Below are 26,023 nucleotides of genomic sequence, written 5' to 3' on the forward strand. Positions count from 1 at the left end.
GTGGAACATCAACGGATCAGGCTTGGGACGCCGCTGCGACACTCTCCAAGCGGTAGCCATATCCATAGATGGTCAGCAACTGCCAACCCCGATCCGCGGTCAGCCCGAGCTTGTTTCTTAGCCGATAGATATGCGTATCCAGCGGCCGCGAGGACACCATTTCTTCATGGGTCCAGAACCGCTCGTAGAGGTATTCGCGAGAAAGGGGGCGTGCCAGGTTGGCAAACAGGCAGCTAGCCAAACGGTACTCACGCTCCGTTAGGTTGATTGGTTTGCCCGCGCGGGTCACGGTTAATTCAGCATCATCAAAGGTCAAGTCATTAAAACTCTGCACTTCGTGTGTAGAAGACTTTTGCAGTCCATGCCGACGCAGAACCGCCGTGACCCGTGCTTTCAATTCATTAGGACGGAAAGGTTTGCTGACGTAATCATCGGCGCCACTGTTGAGCGCGGTGACGATGTCGCTCTCGGCATCACGGCTGGTGAGCATGATGACGGCAGGTGGTGACTCCATGTGTTCACGGGTCCAGCGCAACAACGCGATCCCGCTGATATCCGGCAGTTGCCAGTCGAGTATCAACAGGTCGAAGGTTTCCCGGCGCAGTTGGCGGAGCAGGTCTTCACCACGTTCGAAGCAATGCAGGGACCAAGGCTGTTCGGCGGTGCTGGGGATTTGTCGCAGTGTCTGTTCCACCCGGCGCAGTTCGGCAGGCTCGTCATCCAGTATTGCGACACGCATGGGTGGGTCCTTTCATTTGAGGAGTGCGGCAGCCGTCGGCCGGTTTTTGAATCTGAAGAATTGTGCGCAGATTCATCGACCTCTCGGATCTCTCTATACGCTGGGATCAATGAGCGGTTGACCCATTGAAAGTCCTCGATACCAATGTGGGAAAGATACCGGCTCCTGACCCTGAGGAAAAGGATCAACCGACGCATGTGCTGCCGTAGACTCCTGTGCGTTGATACCCTCTGGAAACCTGACTTTATGAGCGCCATGTTTGTTCCTTCCAATTGCTTGCGGCGCGCCCTTCCCTCTCTGTTGATCATGGTGATTGGCTCGGCGGGCGCTGCTACAAAGGTTCGTGCAACTTACATCAACGATGACTTCCTGTGCCGAGCCCAGCCTCTGCCTGCCGTGGTCCAGCATCTCACCGGTAAGGCCTGGAAACTCGACATCCAGGGCACGGTAACTCCCTTGCTGGAAGGCATGACCATTGATGAACGGGAAGGTGTGAAGACCTCGGCTTCGGCGTTTGTCAGCCTGTTGCTCGGTGATGGATCCCGCGTAGTGTTGCCCTCTGACTCCCAGGTGCGGCTGCGCGTGGAGAAGAAACTGTCGATTCCCCAGGTGGTGCTCGAACAAGGCCAGGCCGAGGCGTATGTGATCAAGCGCGTCAGCGATCATGATCGCTTCCAGATCGTGACGCCGGTAGGTGTGCTGGGCGTACGGGGCACGCACTTTCGAGTGCGCAATGACGCTGAGCGATCGCTGTTGGAAGTGTTGGACGGTCAGGTAGCCGTCAACCGAGAACGGACAGGCGAGATCAAAGTTGACGCCCGCCAGGGTCTGCTCTTCAACAAACAGGGCGACCTCAAACCCGTGGAGCTGCTTCCCGCACCTATGCTCATGGGCCAAGACGGCCAAAAGGGCGACGCGCCGGTCTGGAGCTTGTACCTTCGGCCATTGCCCGGCGCCCAGCGCTACCGTGCCCAGGTCGCCACCGACAAATCCTTTATGAACATCAAACAGGAAAACTTTTCCAGCGCGCCGAAAATGAGCTTCACTGGGCTCAAAGCCTCGTTCTATCACGTGCGCTTGTCGGCTTACGACGAAAACGGCCTGGAGGGAGAAACCGGGGTCTATGACATCTTCTACTACCCGCCGACTGCCCAGGTACGTTGACCAATGATGCTCTGGGGCAAGGCCGAAAAACGACAACCCACCCATGCCCAGCGCCTGTTCCACGGTCTGGTGCGCGAGTGGTTGTGGATAGGTTTGCTACTGCTGCCTATCACCGCCTACCTGTCGCTGAGCCCTGGCCTGGCCTTGAACAATCCGTTATACGACAGCCTGCGTCGTCTCGAACCACTACCCGTCGATCCACGTATCCTGCTGGTGACGATCGATGATTCCAGCCTTAAAAAGCTCGGACGATGGCCTTGGCCACGCAGCCTGCACGCCGACCTGATCGACCGTCTAAGCGCCGCGCAACCGGCAGGCATTCTGTTCGATGTGATCTTCAGTGAGCCCGGTGACCCCACCCATGACAAACGCCTGGCCGAGTCGGTCTGCAACGCTGGCAATGTCTTGCTACCCCTGGTGCGTGAAGGTGCTGCGAACTACAGCCAACCGGACACGCAGATGATGCCCCTGCTTAAATGCGCCAAAGGCGTGGGCCACATCAATGTTGAAGCAGACAGCGACGGCGTGGTCCGCAGCCTCTACCTGCGTGAAGGCCCGCCTGATGCCACGGCACCGCAGTTGGCCTGGTTGGCCTATGAGATGAGTGGCGAGTTGTCTGAAATGCCGGGCGAGCCTCTGCAACCGATTACTCAGCACTGGCATCGGGAACACGCTATCCGCATCCCGTTCATTGCACCTCATACCCATTTTCCCAGCGTGTCTTACGCCAGCGTACTGCGTGGTGAAGTCGCTCCCGAGCAACTACGTGGTCGTTTGATCCTGGTGGGGTCGACAGCCTCCGGGATGGGCGATCGTTTCGTCACACCTCTGTCTTCGACGGTGGGCACTACGGCAGGCGTAGAGATCCAGGCCAACGTGCTGAATGGCTTGCTTCAAGGCCGCAGCATCGTTGATCTGCCAGGCTGGCTCGCGGCCTTGATGGCAACCTCGTTAGTGGCATTGCTATTGGGCCTGCTGCTCTATCGCCCGCGCTATGCGCTGTGGATGACGCTGGGTTGCATGGCCGTCGCATTAGTCAGCTCCCTGGCTCTATTGCGCCTGGGCCACTGGTGGTCGCCTGCGGCCTGTCTGATCGGCTTGTTGCTCAGCTACCTGATCTGGAACTGGCGCCGCCTCAGTGTGATCCTCGCCTACTTCGGCTGGGAGCTGGCGCGCCTGGACAATGAACCCAAAGTCCTGCCCGAACGCCGCCGTGCGCCCGCCAGCAAAGGCGACGTACTGCAAGCGCGTATCTTTGCCCTTGAGCAGGCCGTAAGCCGTACTCGCGATACGCGGCGCTTCATGGCCGATGGCCTGGAGTGCCTGCCGGTGGCGACGCTGATCACCGACCCCAAGGGCAACATCCTGCTGGCCAACCGCATTGCCCGCGAAGTGTTCGGCAATGATCTGGTCACCGAAAACCTGCTGGAGCAATTGGCCGACCTGGGCTACCCGCCGCTGCACAATGGTGTGCGCCCCGCCCTCTCCGCGCTGGAGCTGGTCGAATTCCGCGACATCCACCAACGCAGCCTGCGCATGGAATTGGCGCCCTTGCTGCCGGCCGAAGGTGATGTCGCACTGGGCTGGCTGTTGAGCCTCACGGATTTGAGCAAGGAGCGCGAAGCGCAACAACACCGCGAAACCATGTTGCGCTTCCTTTCCCACGACCTGCGTGCGCCGCACTCGGCGATCCTTGCGCTGCTGGATGTGCATAACGGCGAGTCCCCGGTCTTCGGCCTGATCGAACAGCAGGTTCGCCGTGCCTTGGGCCTTACTGAATCTTTCGTGCAACTGGCGAAAGCCGAAGCTGACGGTTACCAGTTCCAGCCGACGCTGTTTGCCATGTTGGTGATGGATGCCTTTGATCAGGTGGCGCTGATCGCCCAGCTCAAGGGGATCCACCTGGTTCATGACCTGGATGAGGCCGACGAGGGCATGGTCTCGGCTGACCAGTCACTGCTCACCCGTGCGTTGTTCAACGTGCTGGAGAATGCCGTCAAGTATTCACCCTCGGGTACCACTGTCAGGTTGAGGCACAGCAGTGCGCAAGGTTGGTTGGAATGCCGTATCAGTGACCAGGGGCCGGGGATTGCGGCAGAGGATTTGCCGGAGCTATTCAGCCAATACAGACGCTTTGAGTCCGCTCAAGGTAGTGAAGGATTGGGGTTGGGGCTGACCATGGTCAAGGCAGTCGTCGAGCGCCACGGTGGGTGTATCAATTGCGAAAGCGTGGTAGGCAAAGGCACCACGTTCAGCCTGCAACTACCCTTGCTGGAAGACTGAAAAAACGTACATTTCTGCTGTGCATAAAAAACCGGTCGCAAGGACCGGTTTTTTTATGCAGAAAAAACTTATGCACCTTTTTCTTGATTTTATGAGCTTGAGAAATATGCAATAAAATCAGCTTGTTATGCTTCAAAAAGCACAATTCGCCAACAAACCGTACACAGGTTATCCACAGATGCTCAGATCACCGGAGTGTCGACTACAACCGGCTCTGGCGGCAGTGAACCCATGGCGCGTTGCTGCGCTTCATTCCATGCCTGGGCGCGGTCATTCAGCGCGGCAATGGCACGTGGGCCTTCACCTTCTGCGTACATCGGTTCGCCAATCACCACGGTGATGGTGCCTTCGCGCTTGGCCCAGCCGGTCTTTGGCCAGAACTTGCCGGCGTTATGGGCAATCGGCAGCACGGGCAGGTTGGCGTTGACCGCCAAAGCCGTACCCCCGCGTGAGAACTTGCCTACGGTGCCGTAGGGCACGCGAGTCCCTTCCGGGAAGATCAGTACCCACACGTTATCCTTGAGCAGTTCATCGCCCTTCTTGGCCACGTGCTTGAGCGCTGCCTTGGGGTTGTCGCGGTCGATGGCGATCGGACGCAACATGGCCATGGCCCAGCCGAAGAACGGCACATACAGCAGCTCACGCTTGAGCACCTGGCTCAGGGGCGAGAAGTACGCCGAGAGAAAGAACGTCTCCCAGGTGCTCTGGTGGTTCGACAGAATCACGCAGGGCTGGTCCGGGACATTTTCCGCGCCCTTGATCTCGAAGCGGATGTTCAGGAACACCTTGGTCAGCCACAACGCGCAGCGGCACCAGTAAACGTTGATGAAGCGATAGCGCGCCTTGAACGGCAAAAAGGGCGCAATAAAAAAGCTCAGGGTGCACCAGAGAAACGAACTGGTGCCCAGCAGCAGGTAAAAGAAGAAGGTTCTGATGGCCTGCAAAATCGACATGGCGGCATTTACCGTTGCGGGACAATGCCCGCCTGTTAAAAGCGCACTCCCGAACAGTCCTTGGTCAGGAAGTCGAGGGCGGCTAGTTGTTGATAAGTTCTGCGGCAACGGCCGCCAGATCGTCAAAAATCAAGGTGCCTACCGGCAGGTTTTTCGCCTGGGTCTTTTCGCCTTTCCCGGTCTTGACCAAAACTGGCTGAGAGTCGACGGCTTTGGCCGCCTCCAGGTCACCGAGGCTGTCCCCGACGAACCATAGCCCAGCCAAGGGCACCTTGTAATGTTCTGCAATGGTTTTCAACATGCCGGGTTTGGGTTTGCGGCAATCGCAGCCCTCATCCGGCCCGTGGGGGCAGTACACCACCAGCCCCACCTCACCGCCCTTCTCGGCCACCAGTGCGCGCAGGCGTGCGTGCATGGCGTCCAGGGTGGCGATGTCGTAGTAACCACGGGCGATGCCGGACTGGTTGGTGGCGATGGCCACCGTCCAGCCAGCTTTGCTCAACTGCGCGATGGCCTCGATCGAGCCGGGCAGTGGAATCCATTCCGCCACCGACTTGATGTAAGCGTCGGAGTCGTAGTTGATCACCCCGTCCCGATCGAGAATCAGCAGTTTCACCATGGTCAGCTCAGCGTCGAAATGTCAGCGATGTTGACGAACAAGCCACGCAAGCGCGCCAGCATGGCGTAGCGGTTTTTCCGCACACCGGCATCGTCGGCATTGATCATCACCGCTTCGAAGAACGCGTCCACCGGCTCACGCAACGTGGCCAGGCGCGCCAATGCTTCGGCGTAGTTGCGCTCAGCGATCAGCGGTTTCACTGCGTTTTCGGCCTTGGCGATGGCTGAGTTCAGCGAGAACTCCTTGGCATCGGCAAACAGGCCAGGGTCGACGTCAGCGTTGCCCAGGCCTTCGGCCTTGCTCAGCAGGTTCGACACACGCTTGTTCACGGCGGCCAGGGCATCCGCTTCCGGCAGCTTGCGGAACGCCTGCACGGCTTGTACGCGCTGGTCGAAGTCCAGCGCCGAGCCCGGCTGCAGGGCACGTACCGACAAGTACACCGACACGTCCACGCCTTCGTCTTCGTAACGCGCGCGCAGGCGGTCGAACACGAACTCCAGCACTTGCTCGGCCAGGCCGGCCTGCTTGACCTTGGCACCGAACTGGCCGACGGCGAACACCACGGCCTGGGTCAGGTCGAGATCCAGCTTCTTGTCGATCAGGATGCGCAGCACGCCCAGGGCGGCACGGCGCAAGGCATACGGGTCTTTGCTGCCGGTTGGCAGCATGCCGATACCGAAGATACCCACGAGGGTGTCCAGCTTGTCGGCGATCGCCACCGCTGCACCGGTCAGGGTGCTTGGCAGTTCAGCACCGGCACCGCGCGGCATGTACTGCTCGTTCAGGGCCAGGGCCACGTCGTCCGGCTCGCCGTCGTTGAGGGCGTAGTAGTAACCGGCAACACCTTGCATCTCCGGGAACTCGCCGACCATTTCGGTGGCCAGGTCGCACTTGGACAGCAGGCCTGCACGTGCAGCCCAGGCGGAATCACCACCAATGCGCGGTGCAATGTAGGCGGCCAGCTTGGAAACCCGTACGGCCTTGTCGTACACGCTGCCGAGTTTTTCCTGGAACACCACGTTCTGCAGGCGCAGGTTGAAGTCTTCCAGCTTCTGCTTCTTGTCTTGCTTGAAGAAGAACTCGGCGTCGGTCAGGCGCGGGCGTACGACTTTCTCGTTACCAGCGATGATCTGCTGCGGGTCCTTGCTCTCGATGTTGGCCACGGTAATGAAGCGCGGCAGCAACTTGCCGTCCACGTCCAGCAGGCAGAAGTACTTCTGGTTGTCCTGCATGGTGGTGATCAGGGCTTCCTGCGGTACGTCGAGGAAACGCTCCTCGAACGAACACACCAGCGGCACCGGCCATTCAACCAGCGCGGTCACTTCGTCCAGCAGGTTTGGCGGCACGATGGCAGTGCCTTCCTGCAAGCGGGCCAATTCCTCAGTGCGCTTGCTGATCAGCTCGCGACGCTCGTTGGCATCCGCCAGCACATAGGCTGCGCGCAGGTCGTTGAGGTAGTTGGCCGGCGCAGTGATGCGCACGGCTTCTGGATGGTGGAAGCGGTGGCCACGGGAATCACGGCCGGCCTTCTGGGCGAGGATGGTGCAGTCGATGACCTGGTCACCGAGCAGCATCACCAGCCATTGGGTCGGACGTACGAATTCTTCCTTGCGTGCACCCCAGCGCATGCGCTTCGGGATCGGCAAATCGTTCAGCGAATCTTCAACGATGGTCGGCAACAGGCTGGCGGTCGGCTTGCCGGTGATGACCTGGCTGAACCGCAGTTTCGGCCCGCTCTGGTCGATCTCGCTCAGTTCCACGCCACATTTCTTGGCGAAACCCAGGGCCGCCTGGGTCGGGTTGCCTTCGGCGTCAAAGGCCGCCTGGCGCGGTGGGCCGTCGAGGTTGATGCTGCGGTCCGGCTGCTGGGTTTCCAGTGCGGTCAGCAACACGGCCAGGCGGCGCGGCGCAGCGTAGACTTTTTTCGAGGCGAACTTCAGGCCGGCGGTTTGCAGGCCCTTTTCGATACCGGCCAGGAACGCATCGGCCAGGGTGTTCAGTGCCTTGGGTGGCAGCTCTTCGGTGCCCAGTTCAACCAGGAAATCTTGAGCACTCATTGTGCAGCCTCCAGCTTAGCCAACACTTCATCACGCAGGTCCGGGGTGGCCATCGGGAAGCCCAGCTTGGCGCGAGCCAGCAGGTAGGCTTGGGCGACGGAACGCGCCAGGGTGCGTACACGCAGGATGTATTGCTGGCGCGCGGTTACCGAGATGGCACGGCGCGCGTCCAGCAGGTTGAAGGTATGGGACGCCTTCAACACCATTTCATAGCTCGGCAACGGCAGCGGCTGGTCGAGTTCGATCAGCCGCTTGGCTTCGCTTTCATAGAAGTCGAACAGTTCGAACAGCTTGTCGACGTTGGCGTGTTCGAAGTTGTAGGTGGACTGCTCCACTTCGTTCTGGTGGAACACGTCGCCGTAGGTGACCTTGCCGAACGGGCCGTCAGCCCACACCAGGTCGTAGACCGAGTCCACGCCCTGCAGGTACATGGCCAGGCGCTCGAGACCGTAGGTGATTTCGCCGGTCACCGGGTAGCACTCGATACCACCGGCCTGCTGGAAGTAAGTGAACTGCGTCACTTCCATGCCGTTGAGCCAGACTTCCCAGCCCAGGCCCCAGGCACCCAGGGTCGGCGATTCCCAGTTGTCTTCGACGAAACGGATGTCGTGGACCAATGGGTCCAGGCCTACGTGTTTGAGCGAGCCCAGGTACAGTTCCTGGAAGTTGTCCGGGTTCGGCTTCAGTACCACCTGGAACTGGTAGTAATGCTGCAGACGGTTCGGGTTTTCGCCGTAGCGGCCGTCAGTCGGGCGACGACTGGGCTGCACATAAGCGGCGTTCCAGGTTTCCGGGCCGATGGCCCGCAAGAATGTAGCGGTGTGGAAAGTGCCGGCGCCTACTTCCATATCGTAGGGCTGAAGTACCACACAACCTTGCTCGGCCCAGTATTGCTGGAGGGCGAGGATCAAGTCTTGGAAGGTACGCACGGCTGGCGTAGGCTGGCTCACGAAATTCACCTGTTACTTGGGCTGCGATTTAAAGAGCGGGAGTATACCCGATTCGGCCCCGCCACCACTCCCTGGAGCCTTATGCCACGCTGCTTTTGGTGTTCTGAAGATCCGCTGTACATGGCTTATCACGATCAGGAGTGGGGAACGCCGCTGCGCGATGCGCAGGGTTTGTTCGAGTTGCTTTTGCTCGAAGGGTTCCAGGCGGGCCTGTCCTGGATCACCGTTTTACGCAAACGCGAGCATTATCGGAAGGTCTTGTTCGGTTTTGATGCGCAGCGGTTGGCCCAATTGAGCGACGCCGAGATCGAAGCGCTGATGCTCGATCCGGGCATCGTGCGTAATCGCCTGAAACTCAATGCCACCCGACGCAATGCCGCAGCCTGGCTGGCGCTGGAGGACCCGGTGGGTTTGCTCTGGTCCTTCGTCGGCGGCAAACCCAAGGTCAATCACTTCAAGGACCGCAGCGAAGTCCCGGCGATCACGCCCGAGGCCGAAGCCATGAGCAAAGCCTTGAAAAAAGCCGGATTCACCTTCGTCGGACCGACCATTTGCTACGCCTTCATGCAGGCCTCGGGCATGGTCATGGACCACACTCAGGACTGCGACCGTTACGCGGACTTGGTCAACGCCGGTTAGAATGCGCGCTTTGCGCACCACACACGATCAGGAGTGACCTGTGGAAAAGTTTAAAGGCGCCTTGCTGGTAGGCGCTCTGCGGTTGTTTGCCCTGCTGCCCTGGCGCGCTGTCCAGGCGGTTGGCACGGCCATCGGCTGGATCATGTGGAAAACCCCCAACCGCTCCCGCGACACGGTGCGGATCAACCTTTCCAAGTGCTTCCCGGACATGGATCCTGCCGCCCGTGAGCGCCTGGTCGGCCAGAGCCTGATGGACATCGGCAAGTCCCTGACCGAAAGCGCCTGCGCCTGGATCTGGCCGGCCCAGCGCTCCATCGACCTGGTGCGTGAAGTCGAAGGCCTGGAAGTGCTGCACGAAGCCCTGGCCTCGGGCAAAGGCGTGGTGGGCATCACCAGCCACCTGGGCAACTGGGAAGTGCTCAACCACTTCTATTGCAGCCAGTGCAAGCCGATCATTTTCTACCGCCCGCCCAAGCTCAAGGCGGTGGATGAACTGCTGCGCAAGCAGCGCGTGCAACTGGGCAACCGCGTGGCGGCGTCGACCAAGGAAGGCATCCTCAGTGTGATCAAGGAAGTGCGCAAAGGCGGCCAGGTCGGTATCCCTGCCGACCCGGAGCCGGCCGAATCCGCCGGGATCTTCGTGCCGTTCTTCGCCACCCAGGCGCTCACCAGCAAGTTCGTGCCGAACATGCTCGCCGGCCACAAGGCGGTGGGCGTGTTCCTGCATGCACTGCGGTTGCCGGATGGCTCGGGCTACAAGGTGATTTTGGAAGCGGCGCCGGAAGACATGTACAGCACCGACACCGCCACGTCCTGCGCGGCGATGAGCAAGGTGGTGGAGCGTTACGTCGGTGCCTACCCGAGCCAGTACATGTGGAGCATGAAGCGCTTCAAGAAACGCCCGCCGGGTGAAGAGCGCTGGTACTGACTGCCACTGCCTCAAGACGAGTGTTGAACCAAATGTGGGAGGGGGCTTGCCCCCGATAGCGGTTGCTCAGTCAAATAGGTATCGACTGACACACTGCCATCGGGGGCAAGCCCCCTCCCACATTTGAATTGCGCTCAGGCTTGGCGGTCGAGTTTTTTCAGGAACACGGTCATCTCTTTCTCTGCCTGCTTGTCGCCGTGAGCAAGCGCCGCTTCTATCCCCTTCTCCCACGCCAGCCGCGCCGCTGCACGATCTTCCAACCCCAACAGCGCCTTGCCCAACAACTTCCACGCCGCCGAATACTTCGGGTCGAACTCGACGCACTTGCTCAAATGCTCCGCCGCCTTGGCGTTGTCCTTCAGGTCCAGATAGCCCTTGCCCAAACCAAAGCGCAGCAGTGAGTTATCCACGCCCTTGGCGAGCATTTTTTCCAGGGATTCGAGCATGTCGGCCACTCCGTTCGATCAGAAAAAACTCAACCCCACGTGGAACAACTTCTCCACATCGCGAATATGTTTCTTGTCCACCAGGAACAGAATCACATGGTCACCCGTGGCGATCATCGTATCGTCGTGGGCAATGATCACCTCTTCGTCACGGATGATGGCGCCAATGGTGGTGCCCGGCGGCAAGCCGATATCGCGGATGGCCTTGCCGATCACCTTGCTCGACTTCGAGTCACCGTGGGCAATCGCCTCGATGGCTTCCGCCGCGCCCCGGCGCAGGGAGTGCACGCTGACGATATCGCCACGGCGCACGTGGGCGAGCAAGGTGCCGATGGTCGCCAATTGCGGGCTGATAGCGATGTCGATGTCGCCGCCCTGGATCAGGTCCACGTAGGCCGGATTGTTGATGATGGTCATCACCTTCTTCGCCCCCAGCCGCTTGGCCAGCAACGAAGACATGATGTTGGCTTCGTCATCGTTGGTCAGCGCCAGGAAGATATCGGCGTCGGCGATGTTTTCTTCCATCAGCAGGTCGCGGTCCGAGGCGCTGCCTTGCAGTACGACGGTGCTGTCCAGGGTGTCGGACAAATGCCGGCAACGTGCCGGGCTCATCTCGATGATCTTCACCTGGTAGCGGCTTTCGATGGCTTCGGCCAAACGCTCGCCGATTTGCCCGCCGCCGGCGATGACGATGCGCTTGTAGGTCTCATCGAGACGGCGCATCTCACTCATGACCGCGCGAATATTCGCCTTGGCGGCGATGAAAAATACTTCGTCGTCAGCCTCGATCACCGTATCGCCCTGGGGCAGGATCGGGCGGTCACGGCGGAAAATCGCGGCTACGCGGGTTTCCACATTCGGCATGTGCTCACGCAGCTGACGCAGTTGCTGGCCCACCAGCGGGCCGCCGTAGTAGGCCTTCACTGCAACCAGTTGCGCCTTGCCGCCGGCGAAGTCGATGACCTGCAAGGCGCCCGGAATCTCGATCAGGCGCTTGATGTAGTGGGTCACCACCTGTTCCGGGCTGATCAGCACGTCCACCGGAATCGCATCGTTGTCGAACAGCCCGGCGCGGGTCAGGTAGGCCGCTTCGCGTACGCGGGCGATCTTGGTCGGGGTGTGGAACAGGGTGTGGGCGACCTGGCAGGCGACCATGTTGGTTTCGTCGCTGTTGGTCACGGCGACCAGCATGTCGGCGTCATCCGCGCCGGCCTGGCGCAGCACCGTCGGGAACGATGCGCGGCCTTGTACGGTGCGGATATCGAGGCGGTCGCCAAGGTTGCGCAGGCGCTCGGCATCGGTGTCGACCACGGTGATGTCGTTGGCTTCGCTGGCCAAATGTTCGGCCAACGTACCGCCAACCTGCCCTGCCCCAAGGATGATGATTTTCATCCGGTCACTCCCTTTAAACCATTCAGCCGCACGCGGCGGCGATCTTGATCAGTTTGGCGTAGTAGAAGCCATCGTGTCCGCCTTCTTGCGCGAGCAACTGGCGGCCGTGGGGCTGCTTGATGCCAGCGGAGGTGGCGAGATCCAGCTCCCGCGCACCGCTGGTGCGGGCGAGGAAGGCTTCGATCACCTCGGTGTTTTCCGTCGGCAAGGTGGAGCAGGTGGCGTAGAGCAGGATGCCGCCGACTTCCAGGGTTGGCCACAAGGCGTCAAGCAACTCGCCTTGCAGCACGGCCAGAGCGGCAATGTCGTCGGGTTGGCGGGTGAGCTTGATGTCTGGGTGGCGGCGGATCACGCCGGTGGCGGAGCACGGAGCATCGAGGAGGATGCGCTGGAACGGTTTGCCATCCCACCAGGCAGCGGTGTCACGGCCATCGGCGGCGATCAGCTCGGCGCTGAGGCCCAGCCGGGCAAGGTTTTCGCGTACGCGGACCAGGCGCTTGGCTTCGAGGTCGACAGCGACGACACCGGCCAGGTCTTTTTCGACCTCCAATATGTGACAGGTCTTGCCGCCCGGCGCGCAGCAGGCGTCGAGCACGCGTTGGCCAGGTGCCAGGTCGAGCAGGTCGGCCGCCAGTTGCGCTGCCTCATCCTGCACGCTGATCCAGCCTTCGGCAAAGCCTGGCAGGCTGCGCACATCGGTGGCCGCCTCCAGCACGATGCCGTCGATGCTGTACACACAGGATGTAGCGTTGATGCCGGCGTCGGTGAGCAATTGCAGGTAGGCATCCCGGCTGTGGTGACGGCGGTTGACCCGCAGGATCATCGGCGGGTGTGCATTGTTGGCTGCGCAGATGGTTTCCCATTGTTCTGGCCAAAACGCCTTCAGAGATTTTTGCAGCCAACGCGGGTGAGCGGTGCGCACCACCGGGTCATGTTCCAGCTCGGCCAGCAGCGCTTCGCTTTCGCGCTGGGCGCGGCGCAGCACGGCGTTAAGCAGAGCCTTGGCCCACGGCTTTTTCAGTTTGTCAGCGCAACCGACCGTCTCGCCGATCGCGGCGTGAGCAGGGACGCGGGTGTAGAGCAACTGATAGAGGCCCACCAGCAGCAGTGCCTCGACATCCGCATCGGCGGCCTTGAACGGCTTTTGCAGCAACTTGGCCGCCAGTGCCGACAAGCGTGGCTGCCAGCGGGCGGTGCCAAAGGCCAGGTCTTGGGTGAAACCGCGATCGCGGTCTTCGACCTTGTCCAGCTGGGTCGGCAATGAACTGTTCAGCGACGCCTTGCCGTTGATGACGGCGGCGAGAGCCTTGGCGGCAGCCAGACGCGGGTTCATTGGGCGACCACCCCTAGGACGGTGCCCAAGGCAAATTTCTCACGACGGCTGTTGAACAAATCGCTGAAATTAAGCGCCTTGCCACCGGGCAATTGCAGACGGGTCAGGCACAGCGCCTGCTCGCCGCAGGCGACCAGCAGGCCGTCCTTGCTGGCGCCGATGATCTCGCCGGGAGCGCCTTTGCCCTCGGCGAGTTTGGCGGCCAATACTTTCACGGCTTCGCCATTGAGCGTGCTGTGGCAGACCGGCCAAGGGTTGAAGGCGCGTACCAGACGTTCCAGCTCCACGGCTGGGCGGCTCCAGTCGACGCGCGCTTCGTCTTTGTTCAGTTTGTGGGCGTAGGTGGCCAGGCTGTCATCCTGGACTTCGCCTGCCAGGGTGCCGGCGGCCAGGCCGGCGATGGCCTCGATCACGGCGGGCGGGCCCAGCTCGGCAAGGCGGTCGTGCAGGCTGCCGCCGGTGTCTTCGCCGGTGATCGGGGTGGTGACCTTGAGCAGCATCGGGCCGGTGTCCAAACCCGCCTCCATGCGCATCACGGTTACGCCGCTTTCGCTGTCGCCGGCTTCCACGGCACGCTGGATCGGCGCCGCACCGCGCCAGCGTGGCAGCAGCGAGGCATGGCTGTTGATGCAGCCCAGGCGCGGGATATCCAGCACCCCTTGCGGCAGGATCAAGCCGTAGGCCACGACCACCAACAGGTCCGGCTTCAGCGCCGCCAGTTCAGCCTGGGCGTCGGCGTTGCGCAGGGTTGGCGGTTGCAGCACGGGGATGTTGTGCTCCAGCGCCAGTTGCTTGACCGGGCTTGGCATCAGTTTTTGCCCGCGACCGGCCGGGCGATCCGGCTGGGTGTACACCGCGACGATGTCATAAGGGCTGGCAAGCAGGGCCTTGAGGTGTTCGGCGGCAAATTCTGGAGTGCCGGCAAAAACAATGCGCAGTGGCTCGGTCATGGGAGGTCTCGGTTAAAAGCAGTCACAAAAGAAAAAGGCTTGCCGCAGCAAGCCTTTGGAAGAAGGGCATCAAGCTTGCTGGCGATGCTTTTTTTCCAGCTTCTTCTTGATCCGGTCGCGCTTGAGCGTGGACAGGTAATCGACAAACAGCTTGCCGTTGAGGTGGTCGCATTCGTGCTGGATGCACACCGCCAGCAGGCCTTCGGCAATCAGCTCGAACGGCTTGCCGTCGCGGTCCAGGGCCTTGATCTTCACGCGCAGCGGGCGCTCGACGTTCTCATAGAACTCCGGCACCGACAGGCAGCCTTCCTGGTACTCGCCCATCTCGTCGGTCAGTGGTTCGAACTCGGGGTTGATGTACACCTTCGGTTCGCTGCGATCCTCCGACAGGTCCATGACCACGACGCGAAGATGCACGTTGACCTGGGTCGCGGCGAGGCCGATGCCCGGGGCTTCATACATTGTTTCAAACATGTCATCGACCAACTGACGAACCTTGTCGTCCACTACGGCCACCGGCTTGGCGATCGTGCGCAGGCGCGAGTCGGGAAATTCGAGGATGTTCAAAATAGCCATAAGCGTAATTGCTGCACATGTGAGGTAAAGGCAAATCGGCGTCGGGATGGACCCAGACAGCCGGTGTGAAACGCCCCGAAGCCGCGAAGGCCCTGGCATTTCACGCGAACGCACATAATAAAGGAGATTCACCCCATGAGGAAATCGCTACTCGTCTTGCTGCTGTGGGCCCCCTTCGCCATGGCCCTGCTGCCCCAGCCCGTCCAGCGCCTGGATCAATCGACACAACAGGCCATCCAGCGCTTTTTACTGCACAACCGCATTCTTGATTCGCCACAGGACCTGGACAGCGCGCCGTACATTGTTGCCGCTGATGCGGGTCGAGTGCTGGGGGCCAACGGTGAGCGGGTGCATGCCAGGGGCAACCTGGACCCTTCCCAACCCCATTACGGAATATTCCGACGCGGCAAGGCCTACACCGATCCGCAGACCCAGGAGATGCTGGGCATCAACGCCGACGATATCGGCACGGCCCGTTTCGTCACGGCTGGCGACCTCACCACCCTGGCTGTGCAGCGAGTGACCCAGGAGGTGCGCCCGGGTGACCGCCTGCTACGCGCGCAATCTCCTGTCGATCTGGCCACCCTTGAGGTTATTTCAGCCGCGCCCTTCATCGAAGGGCACATCATCGATATCCCCAAGGGTGTCACTCAGATCGGCGTGCTCGATGCGGTCACCCTGAACAAAGGTCGCCGCGACGGCCTGGTCGAAGGCCAACTGCTCAGCGTGATCAAGATGGGCGCCACCGTGCGTGACAGCCTCACCGGCACGCCGACCCGACTCCCCGATGAGCGCGCCGGCACCCTGCTGGTATTTCGCACCTACGAAAAGCTCAGTTACGGCCTGATCCTCAATGCCTCGCGACCCCTGGCGGTGATGGACCGTTTCGAGACTGCGCGTCAAACACAATGAATAGGTTGCTAAATAAGTTACCAACAGAGTTATCCACAGCTTGTTCCGGTCAAGGATGATCAAATGAATCCGATAAACAGTCATGAAGTATCCCCGTCAGAACTGGAAGCCCGACTACGCTTGCACAGGCTGCCGGAACTGGGCCCCAAGCGTTTTCGCTTATTGATCGAAGCGTTCGGCTCTGCGTCAAAGGCCATCAGTGCCCCCGCCAGTGCCTGGCGTTCGCTGGGTTTGCCGGCCATCAGCGCCGATGCCCGGCGCAGCCATGAAATCCGCGAGGGCGCCAGTGCGGCATTGGCCTGGCTGGCGTGCCCGGCCCAGCATTTGCTGATGTGGGACCAGCCGGAGTACCCCGCACTGCTCGCCCAGATTGACGACGCGCCGCCGCTGTTATTCGTCGCGGGTGACCCTCTGATCCTGGAAAAACCGCAACTGGCGATGGTGGGCAGCCGACGTGCATCACGCCCTGGCATGGACACCGCCGCTGCGTTTTCCCGTAGCCTGGCGAGTGCCGGTTTTGTCATCACGAGCGGTCTTGCTGTAGGCATTGATGGCGCAGCCCATCAGGCGGCATTGGATGTCGGCGGTCAGACAATCGGTGTACTTGGCACCGGGCTCGAAAATTTTTATCCACAGCGCCACCGACGGTTGGCGGCGGCGATGATTGACCAAGGCAGCGCCGTGGTTTCCGAGTTTCCGTTGGACGCCCCACCCCAGGCGGCCAACTTCCCCAGGCGTAACCGCATCATCAGCGGCTTGTCCCTTGGCGTACTGGTGGTGGAAGCCAGCATGGCCAGCGGTTCGCTGATCACCGCGAAGCTGGCGGCCGAGCAGGGACGCGAGGTTTACGCAATTCCGGGCTCTATCCATCATCCCGGCGCCAAAGGTTGTCACCAGTTGATCCGCGATGGGGCTGTATTGGTGGAAACCATCGAGCATATCCTCGAAGGCTTGCGCGGCTGGCAGGCGCTGTCCCGTCCGGCGCCTATGCCGGTGACTCATCCGCTGGTGGCACTGCTGCATGCGGCGCCGCACACCAGTGAAGCGCTGGCGATTGCCAGCGGGCGGCCGTTGTCCCAGGTGTTGGCGACGCTTACGGAGCTGGAGCTGGAGGGCCAGGTTATCTGCGAAAGCGGGCGCTGGCTTGCGCGCTGCTAGGTTTTGTAACGAAGATCGGTAAACTGCGCAGAGCTTTAGTCTGGAGAGTGAATAATGGTCAACCGGTGGCGTGTGCTGGAAACCGCACGAGAAATTCGCGCAGGCGCGGTGATTGCCTACCCAACCGAAGCGGTTTGGGGCCTGGGCTGCGACCCGTGGAACGAAGAAGCAGTAGACCGCTTGCTCGCCATCAAGAATCGCTCGGTGGACAAGGGCCTGATCCTGGTGGCGGACAGCATCCGTCAGTTCGACTTTCTCTTCGAAGACTTCCCACAGGATTGGATCGACCGCATGGCCGCCACCTGGCCCGGGCCGCATACCTGGCTGGTGCCCCATCAGGACTTGCTGCCGGAATGGGTGACAGGCGTGCATGACACGGTGGCGCTGCGGGTGACGGACCATCCGCTGGTGCGGGACTTGTGCTCGCTGGTGGGGCCGTTGATTTCTACCTCGGCCAACCCTCAGGGTCGTCCGGCGGCGCGTACACGGATTCGCGTGGAGCAGTACTTCCGTGGCCAGGTGGACCTGGTGTTGGGCGGCGCCCTGGGTGGGCGCAAGAACCCCAGCCTGATTCGTGACCTGGTGACCGGCGAGGTTGTGCGGCCTTCCTGAGACCGAGGTGCGGCCATCGCGGGCAAGCCCGGCTCCCACACCTGATCCGCGTCTTTCATGACAACGCGGTCAAATGTGGGAGCCGGGCTTGCCCGCGATGAGGCCCTTACAGACTCCAGATATCGATTGCCTTACGGCAGCAGAATGGTCGACCCCGTCGTGCGGCGTGCCGACAACTCGGTCTGCGCCTTGGCCGCCTCTGCCAGCGAGTACCGCTGGTTGATATCAATGCGCACCTTGCCGCTCTTGATCATCGAGAACAGGTCATCGGCCATCGCCTGCAGGTTCTGCGGGTTGTTGGCATAGGTCGCCAGGGTCGGCCGGGTGACGTACAGCGAACCCTTGGCCGACAGAATCCCCAGGTTCACCCCATCCACCGCGCCTGACGCATTGCCGAAGCTCACCACCAGCCCACGGGGCGCCACGCTGTCCAGCGAGGTCAGCCAGGTGTCCTTGCCAACACCGTCATACACCACCGGCACCTTTTTGCCGTCGGTCAATTCCAGCACACGCTGTGCGACGTTTTCCTTGCTGTAGTCGATGGTTTCCCAGGCGCCGAGGGATTTGGCCAGGGCAGCTTTTTCCGGCGAGCTCACCGTACCGATCAGCTTCACGCCCAAAGCCTTGGCCCACTGGCACGCCAGGGAGCCCACACCACCGGCTGCGGCGTGGAACAGGATGGTTTCACCGCCTTTGAGTTCATAGGTCTGGCGCAGCAGGTACTGCACGGTCAGGCCCTTGAGCATGGCGCCGGCGGCCTGTTCGAAGCTGATGTCGTCCGGCAAGTGCACCAGGTTGGCGGCGGGCAACACATGCAGTTGGCTGTAGGCGCCCAACGGGCCACTGCCGTAGGCCACGCGGTCGCCGACCTTGAATTGGGTGACTTCACTGCCGATGGCATCGACCACACCCGCGCCTTCCGCGCCCAGCCCCGATGGCAAGGCCGGCGGCGCGTACAGGCCGCTGCGGAAATAGGTGTCGATGAAGTTCAGGCCGATCGCCTCGTTACGCACGCGAACCTGTTGTGGGCCAGGCTCGGCCGGCGTGTAGTCCACATACTCAAGCACTTCGGGGCCGCCATGGGCGCTGAACTGGATACGTTTGGCCATCTGCACTTCTCCTTAAGGTCGAATCGCGTAGCCCCCTATCGGACTCCTAAGCTTGATCTTCGTCAACTGCGACGTGCGTGGGTGCGGTGGTATCCTGTGCGCCCATTTGCCGCCGACGCCCAATGGCCTCGCGTAGCTTTGCCCGATTCAAGGTGATGCCATGACTACCCGCACCGAGGCTGTAAAGGCCTACCTGCTTGACCTGCAAGACCGCATTTGCAGCGCCCTGGAAACCTTCGAGACGGACACTCGCTTTATCGAAGACGCCTGGACCCGGCCTGCCGGCGGTGGCGGTCGCACCCGTGTGATTGCAAACGGTTCTGTCATCGAAAAAGGCGGCGTTAACTTTTCCCACGTATTTGGCAGCGGCCTGCCACCGTCTGCCAGCGCGCATCGGCCTGAGCTGGCCGGTCGCGGTTTCGAGGCCCTGGGTGTGTCGTTGGTGATCCACCCGCATAACCCTCATGTGCCGACTTCCCACGCCAACGTGCGCTTTTTCATCGCTGAAAAAGAAGGCGAAGAGCCGGTGTGGTGGTTCGGCGGTGGCTTCGACCTCACGCCTTACTACGGCAACGAAGAAGACTGCATCCACTGGCACCGCGTGGCCGAGCAGGCCTGCGCGCCGTTCGGTGCGGACGTGTACTCGCGCTACAAAGCGTGGTGCGACACCTACTTCCACATCAAGCATCGCAACGAACCGCGTGGTATCGGCGGCCTGTTTTTCGATGACCTGAACGAGTGGGACTTCGACACCTGCTTCGCCTTCATCCGTGCCATCGGTGATGCCTACATCGACGCCTACCTGCCGATCGTGCAGCGCCGCAAGGCCATCGCCTACACCGAGCAACAGCGCGAATTCCAGGAATTCCGCCGTGGCCGCTACGTTGAATTCAACCTAGTCTACGACCGTGGCACCTTGTTCGGGTTGCAGTCGGGTGGGCGTACCGAGTCGATCCTGATGTCGCTGCCGCCGCAAGTGCGCTGGAGCTACGACTGGAAAGCCGAGGCTGGCAGCGAAGAAGCACGCCTCACCGACTACTTCCTGCAAGACCGCGACTGGCTGGGCCTTGACGCGCCCAAGGCGGCTGTCTGATGGACCGTTATGTCGTGTTCGGCAACCCCATCGGCCACAGCAAGTCGCCGCTGATCCACCGCATGTTCGCCGAGCAGACCGGCGAGCAACTGGACTACAGCACCTTGCTGGCGCCGTTGGAGGATTTCACCGGCTGTGCCCGTGAGTTCTTTCAGCAGGGCCGTGGCGCCAATGTCACCGTGCCGTTCAAGGAAGACGCCTACCGACTGGCCGACACCCTCACCGAACGTGCCCAGCGCGCCGGCGCGGTGAACACCTTGAGCAAGCTGGCAGACGGCAGTCTGTTGGGCGACAACACCGATGGCGCCGGCCTGGTGCGCGACCTTATCGTCAACGCCGGGTTGAGCCTGCACGGCAAACGTATCCTGCTGCTGGGCGCGGGTGGCGCGGTACGTGGCGCGTTGGAACCGTTGCTGGCTGAGCAACCCGCCTCGCTGATCATCGCCAACCGTACCGTGGAAAAGGCCGAGTTGCTCGCCGAGTTGTTCGACGACTTGGGCCCGGTATCCGCCAGTGGTTTCGACTGGCTGCGTGAGCCGGTGGACGTGATCATCAACGCCACGTCCGCCAGCCTGTCAGGCGATGTACCGCCGATTGCGGGCAGCCTGATCGAGCCGGGCAAGACCTTTTGCTACGACATGATGTACGCCAAGGAACCGACCGCGTTCTGCCGTTGGGCGACTGAGCAAGGTGCATCCGTGGCGATGGATGGCCTGGGCATGCTGGTGGAACAGGCGGCGGAAGCCTTCTTCCTGTGGCGCGGCGTACGCCCGGATTCGGCGCCTGTATTGGCTGAACTTCGCCGCCAGTTGATCTGACACTGATCCAAAGGTGGGAGGGGGCAAGCCCCTCCCACATTGTTGATCGTTTTCAGTCTTGGAACTGGATGGGGCAATTGTCGGCCCCTTCCAGCTTTCTCAACTCTTCCACCACCTGCGGCCTGGCCCGGCGTAGCGTCAAACTGCGCCCCAGCCCACGCAAGCGCCGAGCCTCCTGATGCAGCATCTCTACCCCTGAATAGTCGATAAAGTTGATCTGCTGCGCCTCGATCACCACGCGCTCGCCCTGCAGACTTTGCAGGCGCACTTGCAGGTAATGGCTGGCCCCGAAAAAGATCGAGCCGCCCACCCGCAGTACATCCTCATCGCCGTCTCGCCACTGTTGTACCCGTGGCTGGGATGTGCGCTTGAGGTAGAAAAACAGCGACGCCAGCACCCCGGCATAAATCGCCGTTTGCAGTTCCAGCAGCAAGGTGGCCACACAGGTCAGGCTCATCACCACAAACTCGGCGCGACTGACGCGAAATAACGCCCGAATACCGCGACGGTCCACCAGCCCCCAACTGATCAGCAGGATGCTTGCGGCCATGCTCGGGATCGGAATGTGGGCGATCAGCGCTGCGCCAAATAACGCGAACAACGCCACCCACAACGCGGAAAACACCCCGGCCAACGGCGAGCACGCGCCCGCCTCGTAGCTGAGGCCGGAGCGGGTGAACGAACCGGCGGACAAGTAGCCGGAGAAAAATCCGCCCGCGATATTGGATAGACCCTGCGCACGGACTTCCTGGTTGGCGTCGAGCAATTGCTGTGAGCGCGCCGACAACGAGCGGGCAATCGACAGGCTGGTTACCAACCCGAGCATGCCCACCGCCACGGCACTCGGCAGCAGGCGCAGGAGCAGGTCCAGGTCCATCGGCAGCGGGCTGAACGGCGGCAGTTTGCCGACAAACGAACTGACCAGCGCTACGTGCCCGAACATCGCCGGCCACAGCCACGCCACCAGGCTGCCCAGTGCCAGCGCAATCAACAGCGTTGGCCAGCGAGGCACCAGGTATTTGAGCAGCGCGCCGACCAGCAACGTGCCAAGCCCTAGCAGGAGGGACGCATGGTCCCATTCGCCGCTGTGATGGATCAGCGCCAACAGGCTATTGATGGCGGTGGCCTGGCTTGGCAGATCCAGCCCCAGCAAGTTGGGCAACTGGCCAAGGGCGATCACCACGGCGGCGCCCAGGGTGAAGCCGAGCACCACCGAGTGCGATACGAAATTCACCAGCGCGCCGAAGCGCAACATGCCCAACAGCCATTGGAAAACGCCAGCGAGGAAGGTCAGTAGCAGGATCAGGGTGATGTAGTCCTGTGATCCCGGCACGGCCAATGGACTGACGCTGGCGTACAGCACAATGGAAATCGCTGCCGTGGGCCCGCAGATCAAGTGCCAGGACGAGCCCCAGAGGCAAGCGATCAGTACCGGGATGATCGCGGCGTACAGGCCGTATTCGGGTGGGAGCCCCGCGATCAGCGCGTAGGCAATCGATTGTGGCAGGGCGAGGACTGCGCCGCTGAGGCCGACGATTGCATCCCGACCGACGCTGGCGCGGGTCTGGCGCGGGAGCCAGCTGAGGAAGGGAAAGAGTGTGTGGCGGTTGGGCCGGGGCATCGCGGACTCGGATCGGAAGGTTTGCATCAGAGTATCAGTACACACAGGGCCTATGTGGGAGGGGGCTTGCCCCCGATGAGGGAGTGTCAGTTGATACATCCATGGCTGACACACCGCTATCGGGGGCAAGCCCCCTCCCACATTTGGATTGCATCCGGCCTTAGAGTCTGGCTTTAACTGCAGAGAGTGCGTCTTGGCCGTCCAGTGTTTTTACACCCTCCAGCCACTTATCCAATACCGCCGGATTGGCCTTGATCCACGCCTTCGCCGCATCGGCGTTGCTGACTTTGTTGTTGGCCACCTCGGCCATGATGCTGTTCTCCATCTCCTGGGTAAAACTCAGGTTGGTCAGCAGTTTTCCTACGTTCGGGCAGGCCTGTGCGTAACCCTTGCGGGTCAAGGTATACACGCTGCCGGTGTCACCAAAGTATTTCTCGCCCCCTTTGAGGTAGTGCATTTTCAACTGCACGTTCATCGGGTGCGGGGTCCAGCCGAGGAAGGTGACGAATTTCTGTTTCTTCACCGCTCGCGACACTTCGGCCAGCATCGCCTGTTCGCTGGACTCGACCAGCTTCCACTGGCCCAGGTCGAAGTCGTTCTTCTTGATGATTTCCTGCAACGAGATATTCGCCGGCGCACCGGAGCCGATGCCGTAGATCTTCTTGTCGAACTTGTCGGCAAACTTGTTCAGGTCGGCAAAGTCATGCACCCCGGCGTCCCACACATAGTCGGGCACGGCGAGGGTGAACTCGGTGCCGTCGAGGTTTTTCGCCAACTGCACCACATCGCCATTGGCCACGAACTTGTCGTAGAAGCCCTGCTGCGCCGGCATCCAGTTGCCGAGGAACACATCCACCTGGCCGTCCTTGAGCCCGCCGAAGGTGATCGGCACCGCCAGGGTGTCCACCTTCGGTTTGTAGCCCATGCCGGTCAGCAGGAAACCGGTGATGGCGTTGGTGGCTGCGATATCGCTCCAGCCCGGATCGGCCATTCTTACGGTTTCACAACTGGCGTCCGCGTACACGTTGGCGCTGGTCAGTACCAACAGGCTCAACATCACAGTCAACTTTTGCATGGCCTTCCCTCTGTATTTATTGGTTTTGGCAGGGTTGTGGAAAACGTGCCTTGCGCTCCAGGTCGTCGAGGTCGATATGGTTGCGCATGTATTGCTGACTGGCGTCCACCAGTGGCTGGTGATCCCAGCTCTTCAGCTTGCCCTGGGTCAGGGCTTCAAACACCAGGCGACGGCGACGTTGGCTGGCGAGCACCTGTTGGTGGATCGCCGGGATGTCCCATTTGGCCCGCGCCTCACTCAAAAACGCCTCGAACAGTGGCCGGTGTTCCGGTGACTGGCTGAGGTTCTCCCGCTCGTGCGGGTCGTTGTGCACATCGAACAGTAGACAAGGGTCGTCTTCGCTGTAGATGAATTTGTAGGCGCCTCGGCGAATCATCATCAGCGGGCTGATGGTGCCTTCGGCCATGTATTCGCCGAACACTTCGTCGTGCCCGCCCTGCCCTTGCAAGTGCGGGACCAGCGAGCGGCCGTCCAGCGGCAGGTGTGGGTCGAGCTCGCCGCCGGCCAGTTCCACCAGGGTCGGTAGCAGGTCGGCGGTGGACACGGAGTGGGTCACGCGGCCCGCCGCGAATTGCCCCGGCGCACTGACCAGCAGCGGTACGCGGGCGGCCATTTCGAACCAGTGCATTTTGTACCAGAGGCCGCGCTCGCCGAGCATGTCACCGTGGTCGCCGGAGAAGATGATGATGGTGTCATCGGCCAGGCCGGTGTCTTCCAGGGTCTGCAGCAGCTTGCCGACGTTGCTGTCGATGTAGCTGCACGCGCCGAAGTAGGCACGGCGCGCATCGCGGATCTTATCCACGGGAAGCGGCTTGTCCCACAGGTCGTAGACCTTGAGCAGGCGCTGGGAGTGGGGGTCGAGATCGCTTTGCGCGGATGTTGTAGGCAACGGGATGTCGGCGTCGTCGTACAGGTCCCAGAACGGCTTGGGAATGGTGTACGGGTCGTGCGGGTGGGTCATCGACACCGTCAGGCAGAACGGTTTTTCACCGTCTTCGCGGATGTGGTCGAACAGGTATTGCCGGGCCTTGAACACCACCTCTTCGTCGAAATCCAGCTGGTTGGTGCGCACGCACGGGCCGGCTTGCAGCACCGACGACATATTGTGGTACCAGCTGGGGCGTACGTCCGGCTCGTCCCAGTTCACCGCCCAGCCGTAGTCGGCGGGGTAGATGTCGCTGGTCAGGCGTTCTTCGTAACCGTGCAGTTGGTCGGGGCCGCAGAAGTGCATCTTGCCCGACAGCGCGGTGCGGTAGCCGAGGCGGCGCAGGTAGTGGGCGTAGGTCGGCACATCGGCGGGGAAATCGGCGGCGTTGTCGTAGGCGCCGATCTTGCTCGGCAACTGGCCGCTGACCAGGGTGAAGCGCGACGGTGCGCACAGCGGGCTATTGCAATACGCGGCATCGAACACCACGCCCTGTGCGGCGAGGCGGCTCAGGTTGGGCAATTTGATCGGGGAAGGTCCGTAGAACGGCAGCATCGGCGCGGCCATTTGATCGGCCATGATGAAAAGAATGTTCTTGCGCTTCATGATCTATCGGCATTCCATAGGCGGTGTTTATGCGAATGAGCATGCAGCCCATGAAAAGTGGGGTAAAGCCCATGAAAGGCAATGTCTAGGATAAGCACCGCTTATGTATGAAGCCCTTGGCGACCTGTCCCTCGATCTGCTGCGCGCGTTCGAAGCGGCGGCACGCCACCGCAGTTTTACCGCCGCTGCAATGGAACTGGGCACCACCCAGCCCGCGATCAGCCAGCAGATCAAGCGCCTGGAAGAGCAACTGGCGATCCGCCTGTTTGATCGCATCTACCGTGGCATTGAATTGACCGATGCCGGCGCCCTGTTGTTCGAGCATGTGCAGGGCGGTTTGCAAGGCATCAACCAGGGGCTGAGCCTGATCACCCAGCAGGACCAGCATGAAGTGCTGCAAGTAGCCACCGACTTCGCCTTCGCCGCCTATTGGCTGATGCCGCGTTTGCACCGCTTCCACCAGGCCAACCCCCAGGTGGACGTCAGCCTGGTGACCAGCGAGCGCAACCACGCGACCTTGCGCAGCGATATCGACGTGGCGGTGCTGTTTGGCGACGGCCGTTTCAAGCAGGGCGACAGCCTGTGGCTGTTCAACGAGGAAGTGTTCCCGGTGTGCAGCCCGCAGTGGCTCAAAGAACAGGCCACGCCGCTGACTGTACAAAATCTGCACGATTTCCCGCTGCTGCACCTGCGCCAGGAAAACAACAGCCAGTGGTTCGACTGGAGCGGCGTGTTTCGCGAACTGGGCATCACCACCGCGCCCACCCCCGGCCAGTTGCGCTTCGATAACTACACCCTGTTGATCCAGGCTGCGATTGCCGGCCAGGGCGTGGCCATCGGCTGGCGCCATCTGGTGGACAACCTGCTGGAACAGAACTGGCTGTGCCGGCCGGTGAGCGACACGGTGATCTCACGTTTCGGCTATTACGTGGTGCAACCCCAGCGCAAACGCCGAGGGCAGTTGGTGGAGCGTTTCGTCGACTGGCTGGTGGCCGAGCAGGCCAGCAGCGCACAGTCGCTGACCGGGCTGGCCCTGCCGTCGATTGCGGTCTAGCATCTGGCGCA

24 protein-coding genes are annotated in these 26,023 nt (G+C 61.4%); 10 read left to right on the forward strand and 14 right to left on the reverse strand.

Annotated features, from left to right (window positions below):
- Positions 1-16 precede the first annotated feature (16 nt).
- On the reverse strand, positions 17-739 hold the full coding sequence (locus tag BLR69_RS21675; RefSeq protein ID WP_071494736.1) for a response regulator transcription factor: 723 nt from the start codon (positions 737-739) through the stop codon (positions 17-19).
- Between the two features lie 306 nt (positions 740-1,045).
- Between BLR69_RS21675 and BLR69_RS21680 the strand changes: the two genes are divergently transcribed.
- Together BLR69_RS21680 and BLR69_RS21685 are read left to right on the forward strand one after the other, a co-directional pair.
- Positions 1,046-1,903 (forward strand): FecR family protein, encoded by an 858-nt coding sequence (locus BLR69_RS21680; protein WP_071494819.1) that lies wholly within the window; start codon positions 1,046-1,048, stop codon positions 1,901-1,903.
- Between the two features lie 3 nt (positions 1,904-1,906).
- Positions 1,907-4,186 carry a CHASE2 domain-containing protein gene (locus tag BLR69_RS21685; RefSeq protein WP_071494737.1) on the forward strand — a complete coding sequence of 760 codons (2,280 nt, stop codon included), beginning with the start codon at positions 1,907-1,909 and terminating at the stop codon, positions 4,184-4,186.
- Between the two features lie 182 nt (positions 4,187-4,368).
- Here BLR69_RS21685 and BLR69_RS21690 read toward each other — a convergent pair whose 3' ends face one another.
- The 4 genes from BLR69_RS21690 to glyQ form a co-directional block, all read right to left on the reverse strand.
- Positions 4,369-5,139 (reverse strand): lysophospholipid acyltransferase family protein, encoded by a 771-nt coding sequence (locus BLR69_RS21690; protein WP_058424373.1) that lies wholly within the window; start codon positions 5,137-5,139, stop codon positions 4,369-4,371.
- A gap of 82 nt (positions 5,140-5,221) precedes the next feature.
- Positions 5,222-5,758 carry a D-glycero-beta-D-manno-heptose 1,7-bisphosphate 7-phosphatase gene (gene gmhB, locus BLR69_RS21695; RefSeq protein WP_166794292.1) on the reverse strand — a complete coding sequence of 179 codons (537 nt, stop codon included), beginning with the start codon at positions 5,756-5,758 and terminating at the stop codon, positions 5,222-5,224.
- A 2-nt stretch (positions 5,759-5,760) separates the two neighbouring features.
- On the reverse strand, positions 5,761-7,815 hold the full coding sequence (glyS, locus tag BLR69_RS21700; protein ID WP_071494738.1) for a glycine--tRNA ligase subunit beta: 2,055 nt from the start codon (positions 7,813-7,815) through the stop codon (positions 5,761-5,763).
- Entirely contained in the window at positions 7,812-8,765 is a 954-nt protein-coding gene (glyQ, locus tag BLR69_RS21705) for a glycine--tRNA ligase subunit alpha (RefSeq protein ID WP_003187265.1), read from the reverse strand. Before glyQ ends, glyS begins: the two co-directional genes overlap by 4 nt.
- Positions 8,766-8,846: 81 nt before the next feature.
- Between glyQ and BLR69_RS21710 the strand changes: the two genes are divergently transcribed.
- Together BLR69_RS21710 and BLR69_RS21715 are read left to right on the forward strand one after the other, a co-directional pair.
- The gene (locus BLR69_RS21710) at positions 8,847-9,404 is read left to right on the forward strand and encodes a DNA-3-methyladenine glycosylase I (RefSeq protein ID WP_071494739.1); all 558 of its coding nucleotides are present in this window, start codon (positions 8,847-8,849) and stop codon (positions 9,402-9,404) included.
- Positions 9,405-9,444: 40 nt separating this feature from the next.
- Positions 9,445-10,332 (forward strand): lysophospholipid acyltransferase, encoded by an 888-nt coding sequence (locus tag BLR69_RS21715; protein ID WP_071490897.1) that lies wholly within the window; start codon positions 9,445-9,447, stop codon positions 10,330-10,332.
- A 134-nt stretch (positions 10,333-10,466) separates the two neighbouring features.
- Here the strand turns inward: BLR69_RS21715 and BLR69_RS21720 are convergent, their stop codons facing one another.
- The 5 genes from BLR69_RS21720 to def all read right to left on the reverse strand — a co-directional run bounded on the left by BLR69_RS21720 (position 10,467) and on the right by def (position 15,029).
- A complete protein-coding gene (locus BLR69_RS21720) occupies positions 10,467-10,778 on the reverse strand; it encodes a tetratricopeptide repeat protein (protein WP_071494740.1) in 312 nt (103 codons plus the stop codon).
- Positions 10,779-10,796: 18 nt separating this feature from the next.
- Complete coding sequence (trkA, locus tag BLR69_RS21725; RefSeq protein ID WP_071494741.1) at positions 10,797-12,170, reverse strand: Trk system potassium transporter TrkA; 1,374 nt, start codon at positions 12,168-12,170, stop codon at positions 10,797-10,799.
- A 22-nt stretch (positions 12,171-12,192) separates the two neighbouring features.
- Entirely contained in the window at positions 12,193-13,503 is a 1,311-nt protein-coding gene (rsmB, locus tag BLR69_RS21730; RefSeq protein ID WP_071494742.1) for a 16S rRNA (cytosine(967)-C(5))-methyltransferase RsmB, read from the reverse strand.
- Positions 13,500-14,453, reverse strand: a complete 954-nt coding sequence (gene fmt / locus BLR69_RS21735; RefSeq protein WP_071494743.1) for a methionyl-tRNA formyltransferase — start codon at positions 14,451-14,453, stop codon at positions 13,500-13,502. The genes rsmB and fmt overlap by 4 nt, the downstream gene beginning before the upstream one ends.
- Before the next feature lie 69 nt (positions 14,454-14,522).
- Positions 14,523-15,029: a peptide deformylase gene (gene def, locus BLR69_RS21740; RefSeq protein WP_010207739.1), complete on the reverse strand. Its 507-nt coding sequence runs from the start codon at positions 15,027-15,029 to the stop codon at positions 14,523-14,525.
- A 135-nt stretch (positions 15,030-15,164) separates the two neighbouring features.
- Here def and BLR69_RS21745 point away from each other — a divergent pair, with 135 nt between their 5' ends.
- From BLR69_RS21745 to BLR69_RS21755, 3 genes are all read left to right on the forward strand, one after another.
- Complete coding sequence (locus BLR69_RS21745) at positions 15,165-15,941, forward strand: peptidoglycan-binding protein (protein ID WP_071494744.1); 777 nt, start codon at positions 15,165-15,167, stop codon at positions 15,939-15,941.
- A gap of 63 nt (positions 15,942-16,004) precedes the next feature.
- Positions 16,005-17,099, forward strand: coding sequence for a DNA-processing protein DprA (gene dprA, locus BLR69_RS21750; protein WP_071494745.1), 1,095 nt, complete (start codon positions 16,005-16,007; stop codon positions 17,097-17,099).
- A 54-nt stretch (positions 17,100-17,153) separates the two neighbouring features.
- Positions 17,154-17,711 carry an L-threonylcarbamoyladenylate synthase gene (locus BLR69_RS21755; protein WP_071494746.1) on the forward strand — a complete coding sequence of 186 codons (558 nt, stop codon included), beginning with the start codon at positions 17,154-17,156 and terminating at the stop codon, positions 17,709-17,711.
- Between the two features lie 131 nt (positions 17,712-17,842).
- On the opposite strand, the gene BLR69_RS21760 is transcribed toward BLR69_RS21755, so the two are convergent.
- Positions 17,843-18,820, reverse strand: coding sequence for a quinone oxidoreductase family protein (locus tag BLR69_RS21760; RefSeq protein WP_058424384.1), 978 nt, complete (start codon positions 18,818-18,820; stop codon positions 17,843-17,845).
- 160 nt (positions 18,821-18,980) lie between these two features.
- Here BLR69_RS21760 and hemF point away from each other — a divergent pair, with 160 nt between their 5' ends.
- Together hemF and aroE are read left to right on the forward strand one after the other, a co-directional pair.
- Positions 18,981-19,913 (forward strand): oxygen-dependent coproporphyrinogen oxidase, encoded by a 933-nt coding sequence (gene hemF, locus BLR69_RS21765; RefSeq protein WP_071494747.1) that lies wholly within the window; start codon positions 18,981-18,983, stop codon positions 19,911-19,913.
- Complete coding sequence (gene aroE, locus BLR69_RS21770; protein ID WP_071494748.1) at positions 19,913-20,731, forward strand: shikimate dehydrogenase; 819 nt, start codon at positions 19,913-19,915, stop codon at positions 20,729-20,731. Before hemF ends, aroE begins: the two co-directional genes overlap by 1 nt.
- Before the next feature lie 52 nt (positions 20,732-20,783).
- Here the strand turns inward: aroE and BLR69_RS21775 are convergent, their stop codons facing one another.
- From BLR69_RS21775 to betC, 3 genes are all read right to left on the reverse strand, one after another.
- Complete coding sequence (locus BLR69_RS21775) at positions 20,784-22,352, reverse strand: SulP family inorganic anion transporter (RefSeq protein ID WP_071494821.1); 1,569 nt, start codon at positions 22,350-22,352, stop codon at positions 20,784-20,786.
- A 160-nt stretch (positions 22,353-22,512) separates the two neighbouring features.
- A complete protein-coding gene (gene choX / locus BLR69_RS21780) occupies positions 22,513-23,427 on the reverse strand; it encodes a choline ABC transporter substrate-binding protein (RefSeq protein ID WP_071494749.1) in 915 nt (304 codons plus the stop codon).
- A gap of 16 nt (positions 23,428-23,443) precedes the next feature.
- Positions 23,444-24,958, reverse strand: coding sequence for a choline-sulfatase (gene betC / locus BLR69_RS21785; RefSeq protein ID WP_071494750.1), 1,515 nt, complete (start codon positions 24,956-24,958; stop codon positions 23,444-23,446).
- 103 nt (positions 24,959-25,061) lie between these two features.
- On the opposite strand from betC, the gene BLR69_RS21790 reads away from it, so the two are divergent.
- Entirely contained in the window at positions 25,062-26,012 is a 951-nt protein-coding gene (locus BLR69_RS21790; protein ID WP_071494751.1) for a choline sulfate utilization transcriptional regulator, read from the forward strand.
- Positions 26,013-26,023 lie beyond the last annotated feature (11 nt).

Source organism: Pseudomonas azotoformans (assembly GCF_900103345.1).
GTDB lineage: Bacteria > Pseudomonadota > Gammaproteobacteria > Pseudomonadales > Pseudomonadaceae > Aquipseudomonas > Aquipseudomonas azotoformans.

Bases quoted from the DNA above. Each gene is read 5' to 3' on its own strand.
- BLR69_RS21760 (WP_058424384.1), bottom strand. From the start codon at position 18,820: ATGGCCAAACGTATCCAGTTCAGCGCCCATGGCGGCCCCGAAGTGCTT.
- BLR69_RS21680 (WP_071494819.1), top strand. From the start codon at position 1,046: ATGGTGATTGGCTCGGCGGGCGCTGCTACAAAGGTTCGTGCAACTTAC.
- def (WP_010207739.1), bottom strand. From the start codon at position 15,029: ATGGCTATTTTGAACATCCTCGAATTTCCCGACTCGCGCCTGCGCACG.
- choX (WP_071494749.1), bottom strand. From the start codon at position 23,427: ATGCAAAAGTTGACTGTGATGTTGAGCCTGTTGGTACTGACCAGCGCC.
- BLR69_RS21720 (WP_071494740.1), bottom strand. From the start codon at position 10,778: ATGCTCGAATCCCTGGAAAAAATGCTCGCCAAGGGCGTGGATAACTCA.
- aroE (WP_071494748.1), top strand. From the start codon at position 19,913: ATGGACCGTTATGTCGTGTTCGGCAACCCCATCGGCCACAGCAAGTCG.
- BLR69_RS21690 (WP_058424373.1), bottom strand. From the start codon at position 5,139: ATGTCGATTTTGCAGGCCATCAGAACCTTCTTCTTTTACCTGCTGCTG.
- BLR69_RS21745 (WP_071494744.1), top strand. From the start codon at position 15,165: ATGAGGAAATCGCTACTCGTCTTGCTGCTGTGGGCCCCCTTCGCCATG.
- glyS (WP_071494738.1), bottom strand. From the start codon at position 7,815: ATGAGTGCTCAAGATTTCCTGGTTGAACTGGGCACCGAAGAGCTGCCA.
- fmt (WP_071494743.1), bottom strand. From the start codon at position 14,453: ATGACCGAGCCACTGCGCATTGTTTTTGCCGGCACTCCAGAATTTGCC.
- trkA (WP_071494741.1), bottom strand. From the start codon at position 12,170: ATGAAAATCATCATCCTTGGGGCAGGGCAGGTTGGCGGTACGTTGGCC.
- BLR69_RS21755 (WP_071494746.1), top strand. From the start codon at position 17,154: ATGGTCAACCGGTGGCGTGTGCTGGAAACCGCACGAGAAATTCGCGCA.
- betC (WP_071494750.1), bottom strand. From the start codon at position 24,958: ATGAAGCGCAAGAACATTCTTTTCATCATGGCCGATCAAATGGCCGCG.
- dprA (WP_071494745.1), top strand. From the start codon at position 16,005: ATGAATCCGATAAACAGTCATGAAGTATCCCCGTCAGAACTGGAAGCC.
- BLR69_RS21775 (WP_071494821.1), bottom strand. From the start codon at position 22,352: ATGCCCCGGCCCAACCGCCACACACTCTTTCCCTTCCTCAGCTGGCTC.
- hemF (WP_071494747.1), top strand. From the start codon at position 18,981: ATGACTACCCGCACCGAGGCTGTAAAGGCCTACCTGCTTGACCTGCAA.
- BLR69_RS21710 (WP_071494739.1), top strand. From the start codon at position 8,847: ATGCCACGCTGCTTTTGGTGTTCTGAAGATCCGCTGTACATGGCTTAT.
- BLR69_RS21675 (WP_071494736.1), bottom strand. From the start codon at position 739: ATGCGTGTCGCAATACTGGATGACGAGCCTGCCGAACTGCGCCGGGTG.
- gmhB (WP_166794292.1), bottom strand. From the start codon at position 5,758: ATGGTGAAACTGCTGATTCTCGATCGGGACGGGGTGATCAACTACGAC.
- BLR69_RS21685 (WP_071494737.1), top strand. From the start codon at position 1,907: ATGATGCTCTGGGGCAAGGCCGAAAAACGACAACCCACCCATGCCCAG.
- rsmB (WP_071494742.1), bottom strand. From the start codon at position 13,503: ATGAACCCGCGTCTGGCTGCCGCCAAGGCTCTCGCCGCCGTCATCAAC.
- BLR69_RS21790 (WP_071494751.1), top strand. From the start codon at position 25,062: ATGTATGAAGCCCTTGGCGACCTGTCCCTCGATCTGCTGCGCGCGTTC.